24 protein-coding genes are annotated in these 21,095 nt (G+C 62.0%); 9 read left to right on the top strand and 15 right to left on the bottom strand.

All coding sequences use genetic code 11. The features are described 5' to 3' along the window. Positions 1-11: 11 nt before the first annotated feature. From RSO01_RS23955 to RSO01_RS23945, 4 genes are all read right to left on the bottom strand, one after another. Positions 12-608: a DUF2285 domain-containing protein gene (locus RSO01_RS23955; protein WP_147152110.1), complete on the bottom strand. Its 597-nt coding sequence runs from the start codon at positions 606-608 to the stop codon at positions 12-14. Further along, positions 562-774, bottom strand: a complete 213-nt coding sequence (locus RSO01_RS49965; protein WP_373867936.1) for a transcriptional regulator domain-containing protein — start codon at positions 772-774, stop codon at positions 562-564. The genes RSO01_RS23955 and RSO01_RS49965 overlap by 47 nt, the downstream gene beginning before the upstream one ends. Positions 775-900: 126 nt before the next feature. Next, the gene (locus tag RSO01_RS23950) at positions 901-1,179 is read right to left on the bottom strand and encodes a DNA -binding domain-containing protein (RefSeq protein WP_147152108.1); all 279 of its coding nucleotides are present in this window, start codon (positions 1,177-1,179) and stop codon (positions 901-903) included. A gap of 199 nt (positions 1,180-1,378) precedes the next feature. After that, on the bottom strand, positions 1,379-1,960 hold the full coding sequence (locus RSO01_RS23945) for an LOG family protein (RefSeq protein ID WP_147152106.1): 582 nt from the start codon (positions 1,958-1,960) through the stop codon (positions 1,379-1,381). Positions 1,961-2,271: 311 nt separating this feature from the next. Here RSO01_RS23945 and RSO01_RS23940 point away from each other — a divergent pair, with 311 nt between their 5' ends. After that, positions 2,272-2,820, top strand: a complete 549-nt coding sequence (locus RSO01_RS23940; RefSeq protein WP_147152147.1) for a DUF302 domain-containing protein — start codon at positions 2,272-2,274, stop codon at positions 2,818-2,820. 78 nt (positions 2,821-2,898) lie between these two features. Next, complete coding sequence (locus tag RSO01_RS23935; protein WP_147152104.1) at positions 2,899-3,891, top strand: nitrilase-related carbon-nitrogen hydrolase; 993 nt, start codon at positions 2,899-2,901, stop codon at positions 3,889-3,891. On the opposite strand, the gene RSO01_RS23930 is transcribed toward RSO01_RS23935, so the two are convergent. The 5 genes from RSO01_RS23930 to RSO01_RS23910 form a co-directional block, all read right to left on the bottom strand. Then, a complete protein-coding gene (locus RSO01_RS23930) occupies positions 3,870-4,667 on the bottom strand; it encodes a response regulator transcription factor (protein ID WP_373867935.1) in 798 nt (265 codons plus the stop codon). The genes RSO01_RS23935 and RSO01_RS23930 overlap by 22 nt on opposite strands. Positions 4,668-4,692: 25 nt before the next feature. Next, on the bottom strand, positions 4,693-5,424 hold the full coding sequence (locus RSO01_RS23925) for an NAD-dependent epimerase/dehydratase family protein (RefSeq protein WP_147152101.1): 732 nt from the start codon (positions 5,422-5,424) through the stop codon (positions 4,693-4,695). Positions 5,425-5,439: 15 nt separating this feature from the next. Then, positions 5,440-6,105 (bottom strand): flavodoxin family protein, encoded by a 666-nt coding sequence (locus RSO01_RS23920; protein WP_246158729.1) that lies wholly within the window; start codon positions 6,103-6,105, stop codon positions 5,440-5,442. A gap of 232 nt (positions 6,106-6,337) precedes the next feature. After that, a complete protein-coding gene (locus RSO01_RS23915; protein ID WP_147152144.1) occupies positions 6,338-6,724 on the bottom strand; it encodes a response regulator transcription factor in 387 nt (128 codons plus the stop codon). Then, positions 6,724-9,531 (bottom strand): PAS domain S-box protein, encoded by a 2,808-nt coding sequence (locus RSO01_RS23910; protein ID WP_170303311.1) that lies wholly within the window; start codon positions 9,529-9,531, stop codon positions 6,724-6,726. The genes RSO01_RS23915 and RSO01_RS23910 overlap by 1 nt, the downstream gene beginning before the upstream one ends. 389 nt (positions 9,532-9,920) lie before the next feature. Between RSO01_RS23910 and RSO01_RS23905 the strand changes: the two genes are divergently transcribed. The 4 genes from RSO01_RS23905 to RSO01_RS23890 all read left to right on the top strand — a co-directional run bounded on the left by RSO01_RS23905 (position 9,921) and on the right by RSO01_RS23890 (position 12,371). Next, positions 9,921-10,553, top strand: coding sequence for a response regulator transcription factor (locus RSO01_RS23905; RefSeq protein ID WP_147152097.1), 633 nt, complete (start codon positions 9,921-9,923; stop codon positions 10,551-10,553). A gap of 12 nt (positions 10,554-10,565) precedes the next feature. Further along, positions 10,566-11,465, top strand: coding sequence for an NAD(P)H-binding protein (locus tag RSO01_RS23900; protein WP_147152094.1), 900 nt, complete (start codon positions 10,566-10,568; stop codon positions 11,463-11,465). After that, entirely contained in the window at positions 11,462-11,788 is a 327-nt protein-coding gene (locus RSO01_RS23895) for a DMT family transporter (protein ID WP_147152093.1), read from the top strand. The genes RSO01_RS23900 and RSO01_RS23895 overlap by 4 nt, the downstream gene beginning before the upstream one ends. 130 nt (positions 11,789-11,918) lie before the next feature. After that, positions 11,919-12,371 carry a carboxymuconolactone decarboxylase family protein gene (locus RSO01_RS23890; RefSeq protein WP_147152091.1) on the top strand — a complete coding sequence of 151 codons (453 nt, stop codon included), beginning with the start codon at positions 11,919-11,921 and terminating at the stop codon, positions 12,369-12,371. A gap of 94 nt (positions 12,372-12,465) precedes the next feature. Here RSO01_RS23890 and RSO01_RS23885 read toward each other — a convergent pair whose 3' ends face one another. Beyond that, complete coding sequence (locus tag RSO01_RS23885; RefSeq protein WP_147152089.1) at positions 12,466-13,869, bottom strand: aldehyde dehydrogenase family protein; 1,404 nt, start codon at positions 13,867-13,869, stop codon at positions 12,466-12,468. Between the two features lie 171 nt (positions 13,870-14,040). Here RSO01_RS23885 and RSO01_RS23880 point away from each other — a divergent pair, with 171 nt between their 5' ends. Beyond that, positions 14,041-14,682, top strand: a complete 642-nt coding sequence (locus tag RSO01_RS23880) for a cysteine hydrolase family protein (protein WP_218037441.1) — start codon at positions 14,041-14,043, stop codon at positions 14,680-14,682. Positions 14,683-14,729: 47 nt separating this feature from the next. Further along, complete coding sequence (locus RSO01_RS47505; RefSeq protein ID WP_170303310.1) at positions 14,730-14,885, top strand: hypothetical protein; 156 nt, start codon at positions 14,730-14,732, stop codon at positions 14,883-14,885. Positions 14,886-15,064: 179 nt separating this feature from the next. On the opposite strand, the gene RSO01_RS23875 is transcribed toward RSO01_RS47505, so the two are convergent. From RSO01_RS23875 to RSO01_RS23865, 3 genes are all read right to left on the bottom strand, one after another. Continuing rightward, entirely contained in the window at positions 15,065-16,630 is a 1,566-nt protein-coding gene (locus RSO01_RS23875; RefSeq protein WP_246158726.1) for an ABC transporter substrate-binding protein, read from the bottom strand. A gap of 409 nt (positions 16,631-17,039) precedes the next feature. Then, complete coding sequence (locus RSO01_RS23870) at positions 17,040-17,363, bottom strand: DUF736 domain-containing protein (RefSeq protein WP_147152085.1); 324 nt, start codon at positions 17,361-17,363, stop codon at positions 17,040-17,042. A gap of 535 nt (positions 17,364-17,898) precedes the next feature. Then, positions 17,899-18,375, bottom strand: a complete 477-nt coding sequence (locus RSO01_RS23865) for a hypothetical protein (protein WP_147152083.1) — start codon at positions 18,373-18,375, stop codon at positions 17,899-17,901. 164 nt (positions 18,376-18,539) lie between these two features. Here RSO01_RS23865 and RSO01_RS23860 point away from each other — a divergent pair, with 164 nt between their 5' ends. Next, positions 18,540-19,100, top strand: coding sequence for a flavin reductase family protein (locus RSO01_RS23860; RefSeq protein WP_147152140.1), 561 nt, complete (start codon positions 18,540-18,542; stop codon positions 19,098-19,100). A gap of 9 nt (positions 19,101-19,109) precedes the next feature. Here RSO01_RS23860 and radC read toward each other — a convergent pair whose 3' ends face one another. After that, a complete protein-coding gene (gene radC / locus RSO01_RS23855) occupies positions 19,110-19,787 on the bottom strand; it encodes a RadC family protein (protein ID WP_147152081.1) in 678 nt (225 codons plus the stop codon). A gap of 200 nt (positions 19,788-19,987) precedes the next feature. After that, positions 19,988-20,920: a DUF2493 domain-containing protein gene (locus RSO01_RS23850; RefSeq protein WP_147152079.1), complete on the bottom strand. Its 933-nt coding sequence runs from the start codon at positions 20,918-20,920 to the stop codon at positions 19,988-19,990. Between the last annotated feature and the right edge of the window lie 175 nt (positions 20,921-21,095).

The following is a 21,095-nucleotide window of genomic DNA, read 5'->3' as shown; positions in this document are numbered from 1 at the left end:
CACCCACCCGCCTACAAGCGGCCGCGATAGGGATGCAGAAGCAGCCGCCGATAGCCGCCGTTCATCATTGCAACACCGAGACGCACGAGCCGGGCCGTGCGATCGCGCAGTTCATGGGAGATCCAATCCCGCTCCGGAACAGCTTCGGCACCGAACAATGCCGCAGCAATTTCGCGGTGGGTCGCACCGTCGAGACGGCCATCAAGTGCGCGCAAGGCGAGAATAAGCCTGTTTCTTCGCGCCTCGGAAAGCGCCGCTGGGTTGGGGCCCGGACGACGACCGTTTAGCGTGCGCCAAAGGCGCAACGCAGCGGCCACCCTGACTTCAAACAGTCCATCGAACGGCAAAAGAACCGCGGTCGGATTCACGCCCCCGCTGTCCAGATGCACGCGCATCTCGACACCAAGCCGCTCGATGACATAGTCGTCACCATCAGCGGCCAATACAGGATCAAGCACGATCGGCTTGGGCTTGAATCTTGGATGCCCAAGCTCCGGTGGCAGTCGGGTCAGGGCAATGACACTGGGCAAAGCCCCTGCTGTCCAGACGGTTGCTTTCGCATCAGTCGTCGTCGGGAAGAAGTAACCCCCAGCGCCGAGCGAACGCATCCGCCTCAGCTGGATCAAGAGTCCCTTGGCGCTCCATTTCTTGGAGCCTCTCCCGATCTTTTACGTAGTCGGGGTGGCGTCTTACGAATTGAGAAGCAAGACCGGGAGCATCGAATGTCTGGAGCTTCTTGTATGCCCCAGGAGTCCGCCAGTACGCGCGGCTCATGAGTGTGCATCTCCATTGCTCGCACTCACACCCCCCTTGGCCCGAGCGCAGGATGCATCACAAGGTACTGCTGCGTTAGCGACTCCCGGCGCAAAGACGATTGCGATACGCGCAAGCAACCAATTGTCAGTGCGGTGCACCACCGCGCAGAAGATGGCGATAACCGCTCTCCGTCATCCATTTGGCGCGGGCGAGATGACTCTCCCACGCCCGCCTCGCGCGTTCTGGTTCGCGCTCAGGATCGATGTGCAGAACAATATTTGCAACTTCGCGCCAATCAGCCCCTTCAGCGTCCGCGTCAAGCAGACGCAAATACGTAATGAGATGTTCTTCATCATAGCCGGTTAAGACAGGCTCGACCGGAGCTGTATCAGCTACGGGTGGATCGAGTGGCGGCTTGGCCATTATGTCGCTCAGTCAGAGTTCAATCTGCATGATTGCATATCATCGTACGCCGGATGAAGCGAGATGACGTCACCGCTACTTATTCATAACACGACACGGCTGAAGGCAATTGCGAGCGCCCGTCATGATGGAGCGTCCACCCTCCTCCACATGCCCGGTCGACGCCTACCGGCTCACCAGATGCACGCCACTTTCGGAACTAAAGCCATTTGGGCACATCGATGCGGGCATGACGGTGAAGCTTGTCGATCAAGGTAGTCGCGTTCTCTTCCACTGATATCGAGTGCCGATGCGCCGCCGGCAGGAATTTCGTTGCGACCATATGGTCGATGAATCCTAGAAACGCCGCGAAGAAGCCGGCGGTGTTCAACAGACCTACAGGTTTATCGATCTCTGAAAGTTGGTTCATGGTCCACACCTCCATGAGCTCCTCGATTGTCCCGATTCCTCCCGGCAGTGCGATGAATGCATCTGCAATCTCGATCATGCGCTCTTTCCGGCTGCGCAAGGTCAGGGCAATTTCGTGCCTGGTCAGGCCTGAATGCGACTGCCCACGTCGATGCAGGCCTTCAGTGATCACGCCATGCACCTTGCCGCCGGCCGCCAAAGCGGCGTCTGCGACAACGCCCATCAGACCCTTTGTCGTTCCACCATAGACGGTCGTTATGCCCTGGCTTCCCAGGGCCCGACCGAGAGTGCGCGCACCATCGGCGAATTCCGCCGATGCGCCGTGGTTCGATCCGCAAAATACAGCAATGGCCTTGATTGAACGTATCGTCATGCTTTCGATCCGGCATTGGAAATTTCGCTGACACGTTATGTCCATGGCCGGCCCATAGTCGATTGAGACGAAAGACTAAGACGGCCTCTACTGCCAGTCATCGTGCCTGCCGGCATTTGCGTGCGGATACCTCTGTAGGGCGTGTCCGCCTCCGCCTTACGGGGGAGGTGTCTGGCCGGACGTCTGTCTTGTCGCCGGCTGCACTCCGCGCAACATCACCCTCCGCGATGTCAATCGCGCTTCGGAGGAAGCCGGCTGGCTCAGCATGGAGGATCTTTGGAATGGTTATGCAAATCCAACGTCCATCGACAATGAAGCTCGGGGACCACCAGTCCACTCAAACGAATCCCAATTCAGCGGCCCTCATCGGGTCGATCATCCAAAGGAAGGCCATTCTGGTCGAACACTTACGTATCGACTCAAATAGGCGCTATGACGAGGTACAGGCGGCGCTGGCGGCACTTCCACAATTCGACAATCGGATTCGCGGTCTTCTGCGGGATGGCGAGATCGATCGCGTCAGAAGCGAGCTGCGGGCCACCCAGGGAGCAGCTCATCTCGTCGTCTTCTCGATCGCGACGCATGGAGACTGGCTGCAGATCGTCTCCGGGAAGCGCAAGGCGGCGCAGTATGTGATCGGCAATGTGCTGGTCTCGACCCAGATGACGAGGCACAGGCTGGCAGCGGGGCTCTATGCGCCACTCAGGGTCATGCTCTATGAGAATGACGAAGGCACCGCCACCATCGAATACGATCGACCATCCACGCTCTTCGGCCAGTATGGCGACGAAAGGGTGACTGCCGTCGCGAAAGAGCTCGATCGCCAAATCTACGATGTCTTGATCCATGCAGCAGGGTAGGCGCGCGACCAGCGCGACCTGTCCGACGACGAATCTCGCGTTCAGTCTTCTGAAATTCTCTCACGAAAGGTATCCGCCATGACCATCAAGGCCGCCGCCGTGCAGATCAGCCCGGTACTCTATAGCCGTGAAGGCACGATCGACAGGGTCGTCCGGAAGATCCTGGAGCTGGGCCGGGAGGACGTGCAGTTCGCCACTTTTCCCGAGACGATCGTGCCCTACTACCCGTATTTTTCCTTTGTGACGCGCCCATTCGAGATGGCCGCGGAGCATGTCAGGCTGCTCGAACAGTCCGTGACCGTGCCGTCGCAGGCCACCCGCGCCATCGCTGAAGCCGCCAAGCAGGCCGGCATGGTGGTTGCCATTGGCGTCAACGAGCGCGACGGCGGCACTCTCTACAATACTCAGTTGCTCTTCGATGCCGACGGCACCCTGATACAACGCCGCCGAAAGATTAGCCCGACACATCACGAACGGATGATCTGGGGGCAGGGCGATGGATCCGGCCTTCGTGCCGTCGATAGCGCAGTGGGCCGTGTCGGACAGCTGGCGTGCTGGGAACACTACAATCCCCTGGCTCGCTACGCCCTGATAGCGGATGGCGAGCAGATCCACGCTGCGATGTATCCCGGTTCGTTTGGCGGGCAGCTCTTCGCCGACCAGACCCAGATCAATATCCGTCAGCACGCCCTGGAATCCGCCTGCTTCGTGGTTAACGCAACGGCCTGGCTGGACGCCGATCAGCAGGCCCGGCTCATGCAGGACACGGGTTGCCCGATCGGCCCGATCTCCGGCGGCTGCTTCACGGCGATCGTCTCACCCCAGGGCGAATTGATGGGCGAACCCATCCGTTCTGGCGAAGGGGCGGTGGTTGCCGATCTCGATTTCAGCTTGATCGACAAGCGCAAGCGCCTGATGGACGCGCGCGGTCACTACAGCCGGCCGGAACTGCTCAGCCTCTTGGTCGATCGCACGCCTGTTGCCCATGTCCGCGAGCGCGACGCGATGGCCGACGTGGCTGCCGGTGAACGAGTCGATGAGGCCCAGGCTCACCGGGAGGTGGCGGCATGATCAGTTCCCATCGGCTGATCGCGTAACGAGAGTTTTGCGGCCATCGTGACGAGGTCGGCGAGAGATCCCGCCTTCATTTTTCGCATGACCTTGCCCCGGTGCGCCTTCACGGTGATCTCGCTGATGCCGAGTTTGAATCCGACCTGCTTATTCAGCTGGCCGGTGACGACCAAAGCCATGACCTCGCGCTCGCGGGCGCTGAGCGACGCGTAGCGGTCGTGGAGTGTCTGCCGCTCGATTTCATGGCCGAACGCGATGCGGCTGCGCTCGATTGCGTGTCGGATCGCCTCCAGTATTACCTCGTCGCTGAATGGCTTCGTCAGGAACTCGACGGCGCCCGCCTTCATCGCCTGGACCGAAACGGGCACGTCGCCATAGCCCGTAATGAAAATGATGGGCATGTCCAGTCGGTCGCTGGCGACGCGCTTCTGCAGATCGAGGCCGTTGAGGTCGGGAAGATTGAGATCGAGGATCAGGCAGCTCGGAACCCGGGGGCGCGGCTCGGACAGGAATTCCTGTGCCGACGCGAATGTCTTCGACTGCCAGCCTGCAAACTGGATCATCAGCTCCAGCGATTCGCGAACCGAGATGTCGTCGTCGACGACAAACACAATCGGTGTGGCCTGCGGCATGATTGCTGACCTCGATCCTTGGTCAGGCGCGTCGAACGAGCTCAGGAAAGTCGACGATCTGTTCGACACGCATTGTTCCAGGAGCGCACCGCCATGCAGCGGCGAGCGAGTGTCGACGGTGCGCTTGGTACCGCTCCAGGTCAACTCGTCCCCTTCCAGTGCGAAATCGTCAGGCCGGAAGACGAAAATCGGGAGTCCAACCCAGCTCCACGCGTGCTTTTTCGGTCGCAACGTGTCCGTTGGACTGCGCGACGTTATAGATGCCCGGGTGGCCGTGGTCGATGGCCAGCAGAGCGGCATAGGCTGCCGCATCGACGTGAACGGGCGCATGATTTGACGGCCACTCCGAAGCGGTTCCGAAGCCATAAAGCTGGCCGTAGCGAAGGACGATGCCCTCGAGCGGCGGTGATTTCAAAGTCAGATCTTCCAGCGCGAGCAGTCCCTGCACGTTGATACGGCCATCTCCTTCGGCCGCGGCATCGAGCGGGTCCGTCTCCGCGTGCGGCTCAGGCCCCGGCGCATAGGCCCACGCAATGCTTTGCGCCACCATCCGGTGCGCCCCCGCCGCAATGGCGGCCCTGACGAGGTTCCGCGTCCCTTCACCACGGATGCGGGCGGTGCGAATGATCGCTGCTCCCATCTCACGTGGATCAAGATCCTTCGGGAGGTCGGTGAGTTGATGGATCACGACGTCCGGGCGTGCCGATGCGACGGCGCGGCACAGCGCTGCCGCATCGAAGACGTCGACCACGACCGGGTCCGCCCCCAGCGAGCGCAGCGCGTCGGCTTTCGCTTTCGACCTGGTGCTGCCACAGACGTAGTGGCCAGCTCTGTGCAGGAGTGGTGTCAGGCGGCTGCCGATGGCTCCGGACGCGCCGGCGAGGAAGATCCTGTAAGTCATCACCGTTACTCCTTGTCACAGCCGAACTCGGTCATGACGTGCCTCGCGGGACATCCCTGACCACAAGCCTTCGGCTGCAGGCAAACGACCACGCACAAATTGCTGTGTGACTATCGATACGCGCTCGCCGAGGTGTTCGGCGGTCAGAAGATCAGCTTCGGGCGGCGCAACGTCAGGCCCTTGATCGGCATTCGACTGTGACGCAGCACCGAGCCAAAAGCCTAGCCGATTAAGGTCCTGTTCCGAGCCGTGCGTACTGTTGTTGCCCGCCGGTAAACCGAGATTGACCCAGTGCATGCAATGTTGAGCCGCGAAAATGGCGAATTGGGTCAGTGTTGCGAGCTTGTCTCCGGACCGTGACGCCGAGTTTGTGAAGCCTGCCGCGATCTTATCCTTCCAGGCGCCTCTGGCGTAGGCTTTTGACGTCGAATCCATGAACGTTTTGAACGGTCCGGACGCGCTTCCCATGTAAGTAGGGGCGCCGAAAATGATCGCGTCCGCAAGTTCGAGATCATCCAAGCGGCCTTGAGCCTCGGCTGACGTCAGATAGAGGACAGATGCGCCCGCGACCCGTTCGATTCCGCGCCGCACGGCTTCAGCCTGCCGCGCAGTGTGTCCGAAGCCGCTGTGAAATAGTACGGCAACCGTGATTGGAATGGCCGACATTTGGATTGCTTGCATCTTCGTTGTCTCCGCCTTTTTGCCTGACAGTGATGACGCCACGCCGAGAGCAAATCTATTGCACCATGGTGTTGCCGATACGTTGGTATTAACGGTGCGACGTGCCGCGGGTGGATGACCGGCGCTTCCTCGATGGCATCTTTTGGCTCTGCGGGCTCAGGTGCGCCGTGGCGCGATCTATCGAAGAGCCGCGGTCCCCTTACGACTTGCTAAAATCGCTTCGCTCGCGAGCTTATGGGCCCACGCCCTCATCGGTCTGGAGGGCGTCATCGATTGCCTTGCGCAGGGCGGCATCGCTGAAGGGCTTGAGAAGGCACTCCACGGCCCCCGCCGCGAGCACGCGCGGGCGGACGGTCTCGTCTCCGTGCGCCGTGATGAAGACGATCGGAATGGCCTGCCCGCGCAGCTTGAGCTCCTGTTGCAGATCGGGCCCGGACATGCCCGGCATTGCGATATCGAGAATCAGGCACTTGGTCTGGCCGATGGAATCAGACGCGAGAAACTCCGCGGCCGACGAGAAAGCCTGAACCGCGAATCCAAACTCCCTCAGCAAGTCCGGTAGGGACTCGCGTACCGATTCATCGTCGTCAACTACCGACACAAGGGGGCGACCAATCATCACTGGTTACTCATTGCTTTTTCTTCGCCGCTGACTATTCGCATCGCGCCGAGTTCTGGGGTGCCCTTCATATTCGTGGGCCTGCAGGGAATTGAGAAAGAGACCGTGGCGCCAGGGCCATCGTTAGGCAATGCCCAGAGCCGGCCCTGATGCCTCTCGATGATGGAGCGGCTGACAGACAACCCGATTCCCATGCCGCTATCCTTCGTGGTGTAAAAGGCGTCGAATAACCTGTCTGCATCCTGGGGCGAGAAGCCCACTCCCGCGTCCTGTACGGTCAGCCGCACGTGATCGTCTTCGTCTCGTTCGGTTTTGATTGACAACTGCCTCGGGCGATCGTCGACATCGCTCATTGCGTCCGAAGCGTTCCGAACCAGGTTTAGGATGACTTGCTGAATCTGGACACGGTCGCCCACGACAAGCGGAAGATCGGTGAAGAGTTCCGCGCGCAGAATCACGCGGCTTCTCTGAAGGTCGCTCATCAACAACGCAATTACTTCTCGTGCGGCGCTATTCAGATCGAGCGGGCCGATTGCGGTATCTTTCTTGCTGAAGAGCGCGTGCAACCGCCTGATCACATCAGACGCACGATTACCATCGCGAATAGTGCGCCGCGCGGTTTCGCGGGCGCCATCGATATTGGGAGGCTCGGCGGCTAGCATCCTGAGACAGGTGCTTGCGTTGGTAATGATACCTGACAGTGGCTGGTTGACCTCATGCGCGATCGCTGCCGTCAACACTCCGAGGCTCGTCGTCCTGGCCACGTGTGCGAGCTCCGACCGAGCCTTGGCAAGTGCCGCCTCCGAGCGTCTGCGCTCCGTCACGTCCTGGACTGCGCCGACATACTCAAAATGGCCATCCTTGCTCGGGTTTCCATGAGCCACTACGCGTACATACTTGACCGACTGGTCTGGCATTACTATCCGGTGCTCGTAATCGAAATCGATGACCCCGCGATTCACCTGGTCTATTACGTCGTTCAGCAATGGGATATCTTCGCGGTGGTATCGAGACATGATTAGTTCGAAGGTTATGGGCATCTGCTGTTCGAACTCAAAGATGCGGTACAGCTCCGTGGACCATGTGAATTCGCCCGGTCGCGGGCAGAAAAAGCTGCCGGTCGAACTGAGATGTTGGGCTTCTGCAAGAAGCGCCTCGCTACGCCGCAACCTCTCCTCGGACTGCTTGCGCTCCGTGATGTTGCGCAAGTAACAGGTGAATGACGGCGGCCCCTCCAGGAGAATACGGGAGATCGCAAGCTCGACCGGGAATTCGCTTCCCTCGACATGCATCGCCGTCATCTCCACGCGCCTGCCGATAAGTTTCGTCTCGCCGGTGGCCAGGTATCGGGCAAATCCCTGACGATGTTTTTCCCGAAGTGACGGAGGAATAATGGTATCGGCCAGCTGCTTTCCCACGATATCGTCTCGGCGATAGCCGAATGCCCGTTCCGCGGCCGGATTGAACTCGGTGACGCACCCTTCGTGATCGATCGTGATAATGCAGTCGAGGGCGGCGTCCAAAATCGCCGCTTTGCGCGCTTCGCTTCGCCGTAGCGCGTCGTCGCCTTGTGCACGGGATATAGCGATGCTTGCAATGTGGGTCAGCTGATCGATCAAGCCCAGTTCCTGCGGCGTAGGCGTTCGCGGCTCTCCGTAGTAGACGGCGAACGCGCCCAGGACCGGGCCGGTGGCGGACGCAATTGGTGTCGCCCAGCATGCCCGCACGCCATGTGCCATCGCCATCGGCCGCCAGGCGTCCCAACGCGTATCCAACGCGATGTCTGACGCAATGACTTGTTCGTTCAGGAATATCGCCATCGCGCACGGACCGGTATCGACGTGCACGGGACGGTCGATCATGGGATTGGTCAAACCGGGCGGGAGGCTTGGTGCCGCTCCCGCTTCGAGATGTGTATAGTCTGGGTCGACCAACACGACGCTGCAGTAGCAATCGGTCACGGCGTTTTCGACCAGTCGACAGAGTGCTTTGAGTATCTCCGACATCGATTGGCGACGCGCGACCATCTCGAGCAGCTGCTTCTCGCCGGCAAGTAGTGTTTCGGCTCGCTTCCGGTCTTCGATATCGATGTTCACAATGTACCAACGGACGACACGCCCTTGCAGATCCATGAGGGGCATCACGCGTCCATGGAACCAACGATAGACGCCATCGGCACGGCGAATGCGGTGGTCGATATCGTATGGTTCCGACCGTCCCGTGGCGACCGCTCGCTCCGAGGCTGCTATCACCGATGGAAGATCGTCTGGGTGGATCGCGTCGCTCGCTCTGCGGCCTTTCAGTTGTTCGAGCGTTGCGCCCAGGTACTCGAGGACATGGCGGTTGGCGTTCTCGAATTCCCCGGCCGGCGTCAGGAAAGCGATCATGGCCGGAATGATGTCGGCGACTGAACGATGGTCATCGTTGCCGCCGGGCTGACCCATCGCGGAGCGTCTGAGGTCATCGATGTCAGTGCCAGTTCCACACCACTTGACAATATGCCCGGAGGCTTCGGCCAGCGGCCTCGCGCGGAATTGGAACCAGCGATACTCTCCATCGAGGTGCCGCAGGCGCGCTTCCATGCTGGCCGCTTCACCGGCCGCCAGCATGGATCGCCAACGCTCGAGCAGGCCGGGCCGGTCGCCGGGATGGATGGCAAGCTGCCAGCCCGACCCCAGGGCCTCGTCGATGCTGAGTCCGGTATAGACAGACCAATGTCGATTGAGGAAGTCGACTTGCCCATCCGGCTGCGCAGTCCACACCAGTCCCGGAAGCGAATCGACGACGGAGCTGAGATCGTTCTCCATGCGAGTCCTTTCGCGACGGCCGCTACGACCGGACAATGCGCCAGTCTGCCTTTGGCGTCGATCATACCTTGGTGTCGGTGTTCCGTGAGGCCGCTTCCCGGGGCGGCTCTCTCGACGATCCTGTGTCCAAGGATGCTGATTCCTGCGCCGTGACCGACACGAAAGTGTCGACGACACCATGGTCCAATAGCTTCGTCTTCGGTCCTGCCCCATCCCTACAGAGACATAACTGTCGAAAGCCGGGCAGCTAAGCGTGTGCTTCCAAGCTGCCGTCGAAGGAAGGGCCCATGACCGGTACGCAGGCAGCAACAAGATCCCAAGATGTCCATCGACAATTGGCCGGAGTGCCGAAACCCAGCGCGTTTGGAGCCCCTCGGAATGTCAGTGGTATGGAGACGGTCTTCGTTATCGAGGATGACATTTCAGTGCGCGAGTCCCTGTGCGGTTTGCTTCAGTCGGTTGGTCTGCAGGTGCAGGCGTTTGCCGAGCCGGTCGACCTGCTGGACCACGGGCGGTCTGAGGATGCGAGCTGCATGGTCGTCGACATACGCTTGCCGGGAATGAGCGGGCTCGACTTCCAGGCCACGCTTGCCCAGGCAAAGATCAACACGCCCCTCGTCTTCATGACTGGGCACGGCGACGTGCCAATGACGGTAAGAGCCATGAAGGCGGGAGCGGTCGACTTTTTGACTAAGCCGTTCCGGGATCAGGACATGCTGGATGCAGTGGCAGCGGCGATTGAGCGCAATCGTGCCCATCGCAGCACCGAGAAGGCAACCGCCGAGCTGCGCGCGCATCTGGGGACATTGAGTCGGCGTGAGCGGGAAACAATGCTGCTCGTAACCTCCGGCCTGATGAACAAGCAGGTGGCGGGTCACCTCGGCCTGAGGGAAGGCACGGTGAAACTCTATCGGGGTCAGGCGATGAAGAAGATGGGAGCGAGGTCCCTGGCCGAGCTCGTGCGGATGGTGGAGGTCCTAGGCCTGCATGCAGGCGGCAATCGCGCGGAAGCACTGTATTAGCCGGAGTCGACCATGACAGTATCTAAGAGCATCGCCATCACGGGAGCATCCGGGCAATTAGGTCGGATGATCGTCGCCGACGTCTTGAGGTTGGCGCCTGAGGCCCATGTAATCGGCGTTGTCCGCAATCCAGGCGCGGCGAGAGATCTGTCCGATCGAGGCATCGAGTTGCGGGCGGCCCACTATGAGGATGCCGCCTCCGTCGCCGCCGCATTCGCGGGTGCCGACAAGGTGCTTCTGATCTCCTCGAGCGAAGCCAAGCAGCGCACCCGACTGCATCGCCACGTCATCGATGCGGCGAAGGCAGTGGGCGTCGAGCTTTTAGCCTATACGAGCATTCTCCATGCCGATGCCAACCCGATGGCATTGGCAGTGGAGCATCGCGAGACGGAGGCGCTCATCCGCTCGTCCGGCCTTCCGTTTGTGTTCCTTCGCAACGGCTGGTACACGGAGAATCACACGGCCGGACTCGCCGCTGCGCTGCGGCGCGGCACCATTCTCGGGGCGGCAGGGGACGGGCGCGTCTCGGCCGCTGCGCGCGCCGACTTCGCCGCGGCCTCGGCGGTCGTGCTCGCGAGCGATGCGGACCAGGCGGGGAGCGTCTACGAGCTCGCCGGCGACAGCGCCTATACGCTCACGGAGCTTGCGGCCGAGATCGCCCGGCAGTCTGGCAGGCCGATCGTTTACAAGGATTTGTCCGAAGCCGATTACAAGGCAGCGCTGCAGGCCGACGGCCTGCCGGAGGAGTTCGCAGCGCTCTACGCCGAGAGTGACGTCAAGGCGGCGCAGGGCGCTCTCCTCGATGGGAGGCAGCAGTTGAGTGCGCTCATTGGACGGCCGACGACAACGATGGCGCAATCCGTGGCGGCCGCACTCGCGCTGGTTCCTTCGATTGCGTGGAGGGCGTCATGAACACGGCCTGGGCGCTGCTCGGTATCGCCGGCATCCTCGAGATCGCCTTCGCCTACAGCATGAAGTCGTCCGAAGGCTTCACGCGGTTGGTGCCCGGGTTGCTGACCGTCGCCGCCGGCCTGTCGAGCGTCTTCCTTTTGTCGCTCTCTCTGCGGACGCTGCCGGTGGGCACCGGTTACGCGGTCTGGACCGGCATCGGTGCTGCGGGTACGGCGATCCTGGGCATGGTGGTCCTGGGCGATTCCGCCGCGCCGATGAGAGTGCTCTGTATTGTGCTCATCCTGACAGGCGTCATCGGGCTGAAGCTGGTATCGGGAAGCTGAGAACACTGCGCGCGTGGACGAAGCTTCCCCGACCAAACGGCATGGTCGGCCAGACCTTTGTCCGGATATCGCGACTGATCCTTGCGGCGCTATGAAATTCGCGAGTGGATCAAACCTTGAGGAGCCCCTAATGACCCAACGCTTGGACTACACGACCGTCGCGCCCGCCGGTGCGAAGGCGCTCGGCGGCGTCTACGGTTACATCCTGCAGTGCGGCCTGCCCGCTTCGCTGGTGAACCTGGCCTATTTGCGCATTTCGCAGATCAACGGTTGTGCCTACTGCATCGACATGCACTCGCGCGACCTGGTCAAGGGCGGTCTGGCCGTCGAAAAGCTCGTGCTGGTTCCGGCATGGCGCGAAGCCGGCGGCCTGTTCGATGCACGCGAGCGCGCGGCGCTGGCCTGGGCGGAAACCGTCACTCGCGTTGCCGACACCACGGTGCCGGATGCCGAGTTCCAGGCTGCCGCGGCCGTATTCTCCGAGAAGGAGCTCACCGACCTGACGATCGCGATCGGCCTCATGAACACCTACAATCGGCTGGCCATCGGATTTCGGATTCCGCCGGCGGCAAAGGGGGTCTGAGAGCCCTCCGGTGAGATTGGCAAATGGAGAGAAATCCGACCGATGGAGTCCGATGCTCCATCTGGTCGGATTGGCGTTTCACAGGACCGAACGCCTACTTCGCCATGTTGATGATCCTGATCTGGGTGAAGGCTTCGAGCCCCGCTTGGCCCAATTCGACGCCGATACCCGATTGCTTGGCGCCCCCGAAGGAAACATCAGGCGACACGTCCAGAAATGAGTTGATCCAGACTGTACCGGTCTCGAGCCTGGCTGCTACCTTGAATGCCCTTTTGAGATCCTTTGCCCATACCGTTCCGCCGAGACCGTAGTCCGAGTCGTTGGCGCGCGAGATTGCATCGTCGATGTCGGAATAGCGCAGCACCGGAACGATCGGGGCGAACTGTTCCTCCTTCACCAATCGCGCATCATCGGAAATGTCTCGGACGATCGTCGGCTGGATGAAGTAGCCCTTGCGATCGAGCACTTCGCCGCCGGCAATAATCTTGCCGTTCCGCCTGGCATCCTCGAGGAAGCCTTTGACCTTCTCAAACTGCGCCTTGTTCTGCAGCGGGCCGATCTGCGTCCCCAGTTTCAACCCATCATCCACCACCGACTCGCGTGCCAGGCGTCCCAGTTCCTCGCAAATCCCATCGTACTGCGAATCATGGACGTAGAGGCGCTTGGCGCCAAGGCAGAGCTGGCCAGCGTTCATCGTCGCGGCGAGGAACAATTTGGGCGCAACCTCGATGGGATCGACGTCATCGAGCACGATCGCGGCGTCGTTGCCGCCCAGCTCAAGGGTCAGCCGCTTCAACGTGCCGGCCGCGCTGGCCATCACCTTCTTGCCTGTCGCGGTCGAGCCGGTGAAGGCGACCCCGGCAACGTCGGCGTGACTGGCGAGTCCCTCACCCAGATCATTGTGATCGACTATGATGTTGATCACGCCTGCCGGCAGTATCTCACCACAGATCTCCCCGAATCGCAGCGTCGTAAGTGGGGTCGTCGGCGCCGGCTTCGCGACCACCGTGTCGCCGGCCAGTAACGCCGGCGCCACCTTGATGACGAGCAGCAGCATCGGAAAGTTCCACGGTACGATCGCCGCGACCACGCCGAGCGGGATGTGCTGCTGCACGATCTTTTGTCTGGCGTCTTCCTTCAAGACCGTGTCCGGCAGGTCGAGCGTGGCGTGATGGCGAATGATGCTGATGGTGAAGTCGATCTCCCAATGGGCTTCGGAAAGCGGCTTGCCCTGTTCCAGGGTCAGCAATCGCGTGAATTCGTCTCGTCTCGCTTCCAAGGCGTTGGCCAATTCGGCCAGCAGTGCACCTCGCTCGCGGATCGGCTTGACCGACCAGGCAGGGAACGCCGCCTTGGCGGCAGCGACCGCCTCGTCGAGCTGCGCCCGGTCGGCGCGCGGCGCTGCCGCCAGTACTTCCTCGGTCGCGGGGTTGACGACATCGACCCTTGCAGCGCCGGATACGAGCCTGCCGTCGATCAGCAACTTGAATTCCCTCATTGCTCTATCCTCATTGTCATCATCCACATCAGATGACGCCGGGTTGGAGACGGAGCTATCGGACCAAGGTATCGCCAACACCTTGGTGTCGGTTGGCGCCAATGCGATGGACGACCATTTCAGGGAAGTCGGATGACCCGCCCCCCCGAGGTCTCAAGCAACGAGAGTCCAATGATGAGCCTCTACGACTCTAGGATCACTTCGTTGTTGTGCATCGACTTCTATAACGACTTCCTGAGTGTTGGCGGAAAGCTCTGGCCGTGGGTTAAGGTCATTGCCGAGGAGGTCAACCTGCTCGTCAACACGATCGTGACGACCGCGCGTGAGGCGGAAATCAAGGTCTATCACGTCCCGCATCATCGCTGGGAGCCGGGAGACTATGTCGACTGGAAGTACCCGTCTGCCTATCAGCTCGGCGCGGCAGAGCGGCCGGCCTTCGCGAAGGACACTTGGGGCGGGACGTTCCATAACGACTTCCCGGTGCGGCCGGGCGACATCGTCGTGACCGAGCATTGGGCATCGAGCGGCTTTCCGAACACCGACCTCGAACACCAGCTGAAGCGGTACGGCAAGGAAAAGATCATCTGCATAGGCCTACTCGCGAATACCCGCCTCGAGGCCACGGCCCGCATCGGAATGGAGCTCGGCTTCCATGTCTCGCTGGCTCGCAACGGTACAGCAGCCCGCTCACATGAGGCCCTGCATGCTATGCTCGACATCGACGGACCGACCTTTGCCCGCGAGTTCTTGACGGCGGTCGAGCTAGTTTCGGGCATCAGACTCTCAGTGACTAATGAGCAATCCGCAGCCTAAATGTTCGACTAGAGCAACCCCGGAGACCTGAACGATACGTGCTCGACATGCCCGATCACGACATGGTCGTGCAGTTCAACCTCGAGAGCAGGGGCCCCTACCTTCAATTCGCGCGCCGTCAGGTCCATGCGCCAGCAGCTCGTCCGGGAGCGCAGCCTACCAACCTGATGGGCTACTGGCGGCTGGACCAGGTCCGGGACTGATCACAATGACGGGCAAAACTCTACGCCAGGAACTAGCGCTTCCGAGTTCCAGATGCCTCTGACCCACGCCCCTTGCCGCATTTAGCCTAGCAGCCCACCCAGGCACAGTGTCAGGCCGCGACCATCTCAGCCCGCGGCTGTCACCAATTCGAATGGCTTGGAGCTGCCCGGACTGCTGACTACTTCTTTTCCATGTTCCAGAACACCGTTACCGGCGAGGGGACGATGCCGGTGACCGACTTGCGGTTTGCCGCGGGCTGCACGAACTGGCCGAGCGGCACGGTGATGCCGAGGTCGAGCACCCGCTTCTGCACCTTCTCGGCGAGCTCGAACTGCTGCTTGGGATCGCTGCTGCGGGCAAACTCCATGCGCAGCTTCTCGATCTCCGCGTCGAGCGGCCAGCCGAACTGCGCGCGGTCGCCGGTCGCCTCGGTGTAGTGGTTGACGATCGGGTCGGAGAGCAGGACCGTCGCCGCCGCGGTCATCGAGATGTTCCAGCCGCCCTTGTCGACCGGGTCCTTCTTGGCGCGGCGCGTGACCTGGGTCTGCCAGTCCATCGACTGCACGTCGACATTGAAGCCGCCCTTCTCCAGCAGGCTCTTGGCGACCGGTGCCAGGTTGACGTGCGTTGCGAGGTCGGTGGTCTGCAGGATGACGATCGGCTTGCCGTCGTAGCCTGCCTCCTTGAGGAGCTTCTTGGACTCCTCGAAGTTCGATCGCAGGATGCCTTCGGAGCCGGCGGTCGTCTCGAACGTCGCGCCGCAGCCGAACATCGCCCGGCATTCCTTGAAGTAGCGCGAATCACCGATATTGGCCTTCAGGAAGTCGGGCTGGTTCAGCGAGTACTCGGCGGCGCGGCGGACCTTGAGGTCGTCGAACGGCGGCAGCTTCCAGTTGAAGCGCAGCACATAGGTGCTGCCGAGATGGTCGGGGACGCGGATCTGGATGTTCTTGTCCTTCTCCAGCACCGGCAGGAGGTCGTGCGCCACCGTCTCGATCATGTCGACCTCGCCCGAGGTCAGCGCGTTGATCGCGGTCTGGCCGTCGGGGATGGAGATCCACTCGACGCGGTCAAGCTTGGCGACCTTGCCGCCGGCCAGGCTCGACGGCGGCTCGCTGCGCGGCTTGTAGTCGGGATTGCGCACGTAGACGACCTTCTCGCCTGGCTTCCATTCGTCCCGCTTGAAGATGAACGGGCCCGAGCCGGTGGTGTCGGCGATCTGCTGGCTGATCGGCACCTCGGCGACCCGCTTGGGCATGACGAACAGCGGTACCGAGGCGGTCTTGGCGAGCGTCTTCAGCACCAGGCCGAAGGGTTCCTTAAGCACGATGCTGAACGTGCGGTCGTCGACCGCATTCATCGACTGCGTCACCCGAGCGAGCAGGCCGCCCTGGACGTCCTTGTCGGTGAAGCGCTTGATCGAGGGCAGGACGTCTGCCGTGGTGACCGGCGTTCCATCGTGCCACTTGAGCCCGTCGCGCAGCTTGAAGGTCCAGGTGAGCTTGTCGTCGCTCACCGTCCAGCTCTCGACCATCTGCGGCTGCGGCTCGAGCTTGGCGTCGAGCGCGAACAGCTGGTCGTAGATCAGGTACCCGTGGTTGCGCACGATGTAGGCGGTGGTCCACACCGGATCGATGATCTTGAGATCCGAATGCATCACGACCTTGATCGTCTTGGGCTGCTGCGCGAGCGCGGGCCCCGCCAGCAGAAGGGCCGACAGAGCGAGGAGCGAACGACGCAGCATGGACAGACCTCCTACGATTCATCGTCACTGCAAGTGAAGGTCGCCAGCCCGTCGCGGTCAAGCCCGTCGAGGTACTGTCAATGATGTCCGACCGAATCCTGCCGGTGTGGTGCGATGCTCGCCAGCGCGCCACCGAGTTCGCCGCTTTTTTTGCGGCCAATGTCGGGGCCGAATACTCTCCCGTGTTTGTCAGTTCAGCATTGGCCCGTGCGTGAGGAGCGCGCGATCGGCGGCGAAACGATCGGAGCCTTCACCATTCTTACCGCGGTCGCGGAACATGGCTGACCATTAAGCCTTTCAGGTGTGGCCAATGTTCCGCGCTGGCTCTCTGGCTTCACGACCGTCTCGCGCTGGACCAGCAAAGAGAAGCCCCGCCCGGCGGACCGGGCGGGGCTCTGGGGGCGCCGGCCTACTCGCCGTTCTTCTTGCGGCTGCGCGACCAGATCAGGGTGAAGCCCTCGCCATCCTCGTCATCGAACAGGTTGGCGAAGATCGGGACGTTGAAGCTCGGATCGTCGAGCTTGAGCGAGAGGTAGTCGCGGCCTTCGTTGGAACGCTTCGACCAGGCGGCCCCGATCTCTGCACGGCCGACGAACACCCGGTGGCTAGGAGCGTTGTCGCTGCTCCGGTTGGCCTCGGGGACGATGCGTACGCCCCTCGCCTGGACGCTGAGCGTGACGATCTCACCCTGGTACTCGTTGCCGGACTTCTTGAAGGAACCGATGTTGGCCATGTGACGTCTCCTGTGCTGTTTCGAGCCCCGCGACCATCGCGGCCTCGATGGCGATCTGCAGGCCGGAGGCGATCGACGCCGCACCCGTTCACGGGCCGGAGCAGAGCGGAGGATGGCGGCGGGACGACTTTCTTGCCTCGCGAGGAATGGGCGAAGCCCAGGGGAAGAAAGTCGAACCGCCGCCGTTGCGGCTCAGGCGATCGAGGCGCAGCCGTCCTCTGGCCAGATCAGCCAAGGAGAGGCCGTGGGTCGCACGCCGAACAGCATCCTCGTGAGAAGTCGTGGCCAACTTGAAGTGTCCTGCGCAAGAGGTCCGGCGTACCGGGCAAGGAGACGGCGGCCAGGGCGTAGAAAAAGGACGGCATCATCTCACGCCAACCGGTCTTAGACGGCGCATCTCGCCTGCACCCCGTCGGCCGCGCCATGGGATGGCCCCTCGAAGTGGTCATAGAAAGCTGCGTTTGCCTGTCGCGTCGAGACCGCCGATTCCGCCGCGATCTTCGCCAACCTGTTCGATGATGGGGACTTAGAAGCGTCAGCGACCCTGGTCGTGCAGCCGCCCGCCAGCAGGCGAGTAAGCAATCCCGGCGCCCTGCACGTCCGGCGGCGGGGCCAACTGTGCTAGACGCGAGAAGGCCGTGCAGCCAGAGACAACGGCGCCGACCACGGCAAATGCCGTCTGCCATACGCTGATGGGCATGCCGACGCCGGCCAAGGCAAACGACACCTGATAGCCGGCAATCGCGGCCGGGACGCCATAGAGCAGACCGATAGCGATGCGGATCAGCGGCGTGCGCGTGACAGCGAAAGCGAACTGTCCAAGCGCCAAGATCGCGCCTCCCACCAGCAATCCGACAACGAGCGCACCGACGACACCGGCCCCGCTGTGAAACGCCGCCAATCCCGCGGTGAGTCCGGCGAAGGTGGGAAGCGCATAGACGGCCATCGTGAACAGCAGCCAGCAGAAGAAGCCGAGGCCGGCGATGCTGAGAACGATACTGACAGCAAGCATGGCGGATCTCCGTGGCCAGGGTCGAACGGTCGCGCCTTCCACCACCTCCGTGGCGCCGCCGGATCGTATCAGGATTGAAAGTGGCCGAAGAGATACTTTGGGTTGCAAACGAGAGACGCTGGACCTCAATCTCGAGCAACCGCAATCCAGTCCAAGGAGAAAAGATGGCGAGGCCCCGTCGCAAGACCGACCTGCCGGTCTCCGAGATCCGGCGCTATCTGGAACCTGGCCCGATCGTGCTAGTCACATCGGCGCATGGCGATGAGCGCAACATCATGACCATGGGCTGGCACACGGTGATGGAGTTCACGCCGTCCCTGGTCGGATGCATCATCGCCGGCGGCAATCACAGTTTCGGCCTGATCCGGCGCAGCAAGGAATGCGTGATCAACCTCCCGACCACGGCTCTCACCGACCAAGTGGTGGGCGTCGGCAACACGTCGGGGGTGGAGATCGACAAGTTCGAGAAGTTCAAGCTGACGCCCGAGACAGCGCAGCATGTCAAAGCGCCCCTGATCGCAGAATGCCACGCCAGCTTCGAATGCCGGTTGGCGGACGGCAGCCTGATCTCGAAGTACAACTTCTTTATCTTCGAGGTGGTGAAGGCGCATGTCGCGGCTTCGCCCAAACATCCGCAAACGCTGCATTACACCGGTGACGGCGTGTTCATGACCGCCGGCAAAGTCATCAGCCGGAGATCACAGTTCAGACCGGCCATGCTGTAAGAGCCGGCTTCAAAGCAGTCCAAGCGACCGGAAGGACGCATGGGTCCCGTGTCCGATCACGACATGGTCGTGCAGTTCAATCTCAAGGGCACTGGCCGCTGCTTTCAAATCGCGCGTCGTCTGGATGTCCTCGCGGGACGGCTTGGGATCGCCGGAGGGATGATTGTGAATAACGATAAGCGCGGAGGCGTTGAGGATCAGTGCGCGCTTTACGACCTCGCGCGGGTAGACGGGCGTGTGATTGACGGTGCCGCGCTGCTGCACCTCGTCAGCGATGAGATTGTTCTTGCGATCGAGAAACAGAATTCGGAACTGCTCGATCTGCTCGTAGGCCATTGCCGTCTGCAGGTAGGTGAGCAGCGCCTGCCAATTGCTGAGCGCGGGGCGGTTGCGCACCTCTGCCTTGGCCATGCGACACGCGATCTCGCGGACAAGCCGGAACAGGGCAATGTCGCGCCCTGTCAGTCCGAAGGTGCGAAGCTGCGAGGCTTCGGCCGTAATGACATGGCCGATGCTGGGAAACGTCCGCAGAAGGGCGGACGCGGAGGCCGAGCCAGGCGATGAGGTTAGCAGGCCGGTAAGCAAGTCCTGCTCTGACGTCTCTTCCGTCGGGAGGAGAACAAGACTGTCCCCGATCAGACCTTGGGCGGACGACGCGGCTGCAAGAGCCAAAGATGATGCAGACATGGATAAGTTTCCGGAGAGCAGGACGGGCAAGCCGCGGGCCCGCTCTCTCGGAAGCCCACGACTCACCCGCTTCCGGCCCTCCTCTTGCTCGACGGTCCGCCGTCCTCCGCCGGACCGGAACCGCGCTTGGCGCAGTGGACAGAAGCCTCGTGCGCGTACTTCGCGCGACCGCGATACCGACCGCGCAAAGGAAGCGGCGCTCACGCGCCGCCCTTGCCGAGGCGCCAGACGGGTATGCCGAGCTTCCGGGCCTTGTCGGCGAGGTTTTCCTGGATGCCCGAGCCTGGGCAGACGACGACACCGATCGGCAGAACCTCCAGGATCTGGTCGTTGCGCTTGAAGGGTGCAGCCTTGGCGTGGCGCGTCCAGTCGGGCTTGAACGGAATGTGCGTCACCTTGCGGGTATCGGCCCAGCGGGCCGCGATACGCTCGGCGCCCGTCGGCGATCCGCCGTGCAATAGGACCATGTCGGGATGTTTGGCGTGGATCTTGTCGAGCGTGCTCCAGATCAGCTGATGGTCGTTGAATTCGCCACCGCCGGTGAAGGCGATCTTCGGGCCGGCGGGGATGAGCAATTCGGTCTCGGCGCGGCGCCGAGCAGCCAGGAACTCGCGGCTGTCGATCATGGCCGCCGTCAGCGCCCGGTGATTGACCATCGACCCGGAGCGCGGCCGCCAAGCCGAGCCGGTGCAGGCCTCAAAGCGATCGACGGCCTGTTCGCGGAAGAGTTCCATGGCATTGCGGCGTTCGATCAGCGTCACGCCCTGGGCGACGAGGCGCTCGAGCTCGACCGAGCGGACCTCCGAGCCGTTCTGCTCCCGCTGGCTGCGATGCTGGGCGCGCTCGTTGTCGTCGAGTTCGCGTTCGATGCGCTCGATGCTGCGGTGGAAAAGGTTGACGGTCGACCACAGCAGGTCCTCGAGATCGGGTTCGAGGCGGGTGTCAGTGAGCGCTGAGACAAGTGCGTCGAAGATGTCCACGACGGCGCCGACGATGATTTCGCCTTCCGGCAACGGCCGCGGATCTTCGTCCTGGAAGGGACGATGACCATAAAGCTGCAGCTCGGTGAGGACCTGATCGGTCGGGGATGCGTCGTGCACGGGCTCGAAGTCGGGATCGTCGTTGGTCGCCATGGTGATGTCCTTTCTCGGATCGGCCGCGCCCACCGCGGCCTTCGTGGCGATCCCTCAGACGGTGGGCAGCCTGGTCCTGCACCGCGCGCGGCCGAAGCGCAGCGGAGGACGGCGGGCCGAGGCTTTCTTGTCTCGCGAGGAATGCCGGCGTAGCCGGCAGGGGAAGAAAGCCGCA

The organism is Reyranella soli (assembly GCF_007992495.1).
In the GTDB taxonomy this organism is placed as follows: Bacteria; Pseudomonadota; Alphaproteobacteria; order Reyranellales; family Reyranellaceae; genus Reyranella; species Reyranella soli.
Note: the sequence above shows the minus strand (reverse complement) of the source record. Positions and strands in the feature narration are given on the sequence as shown.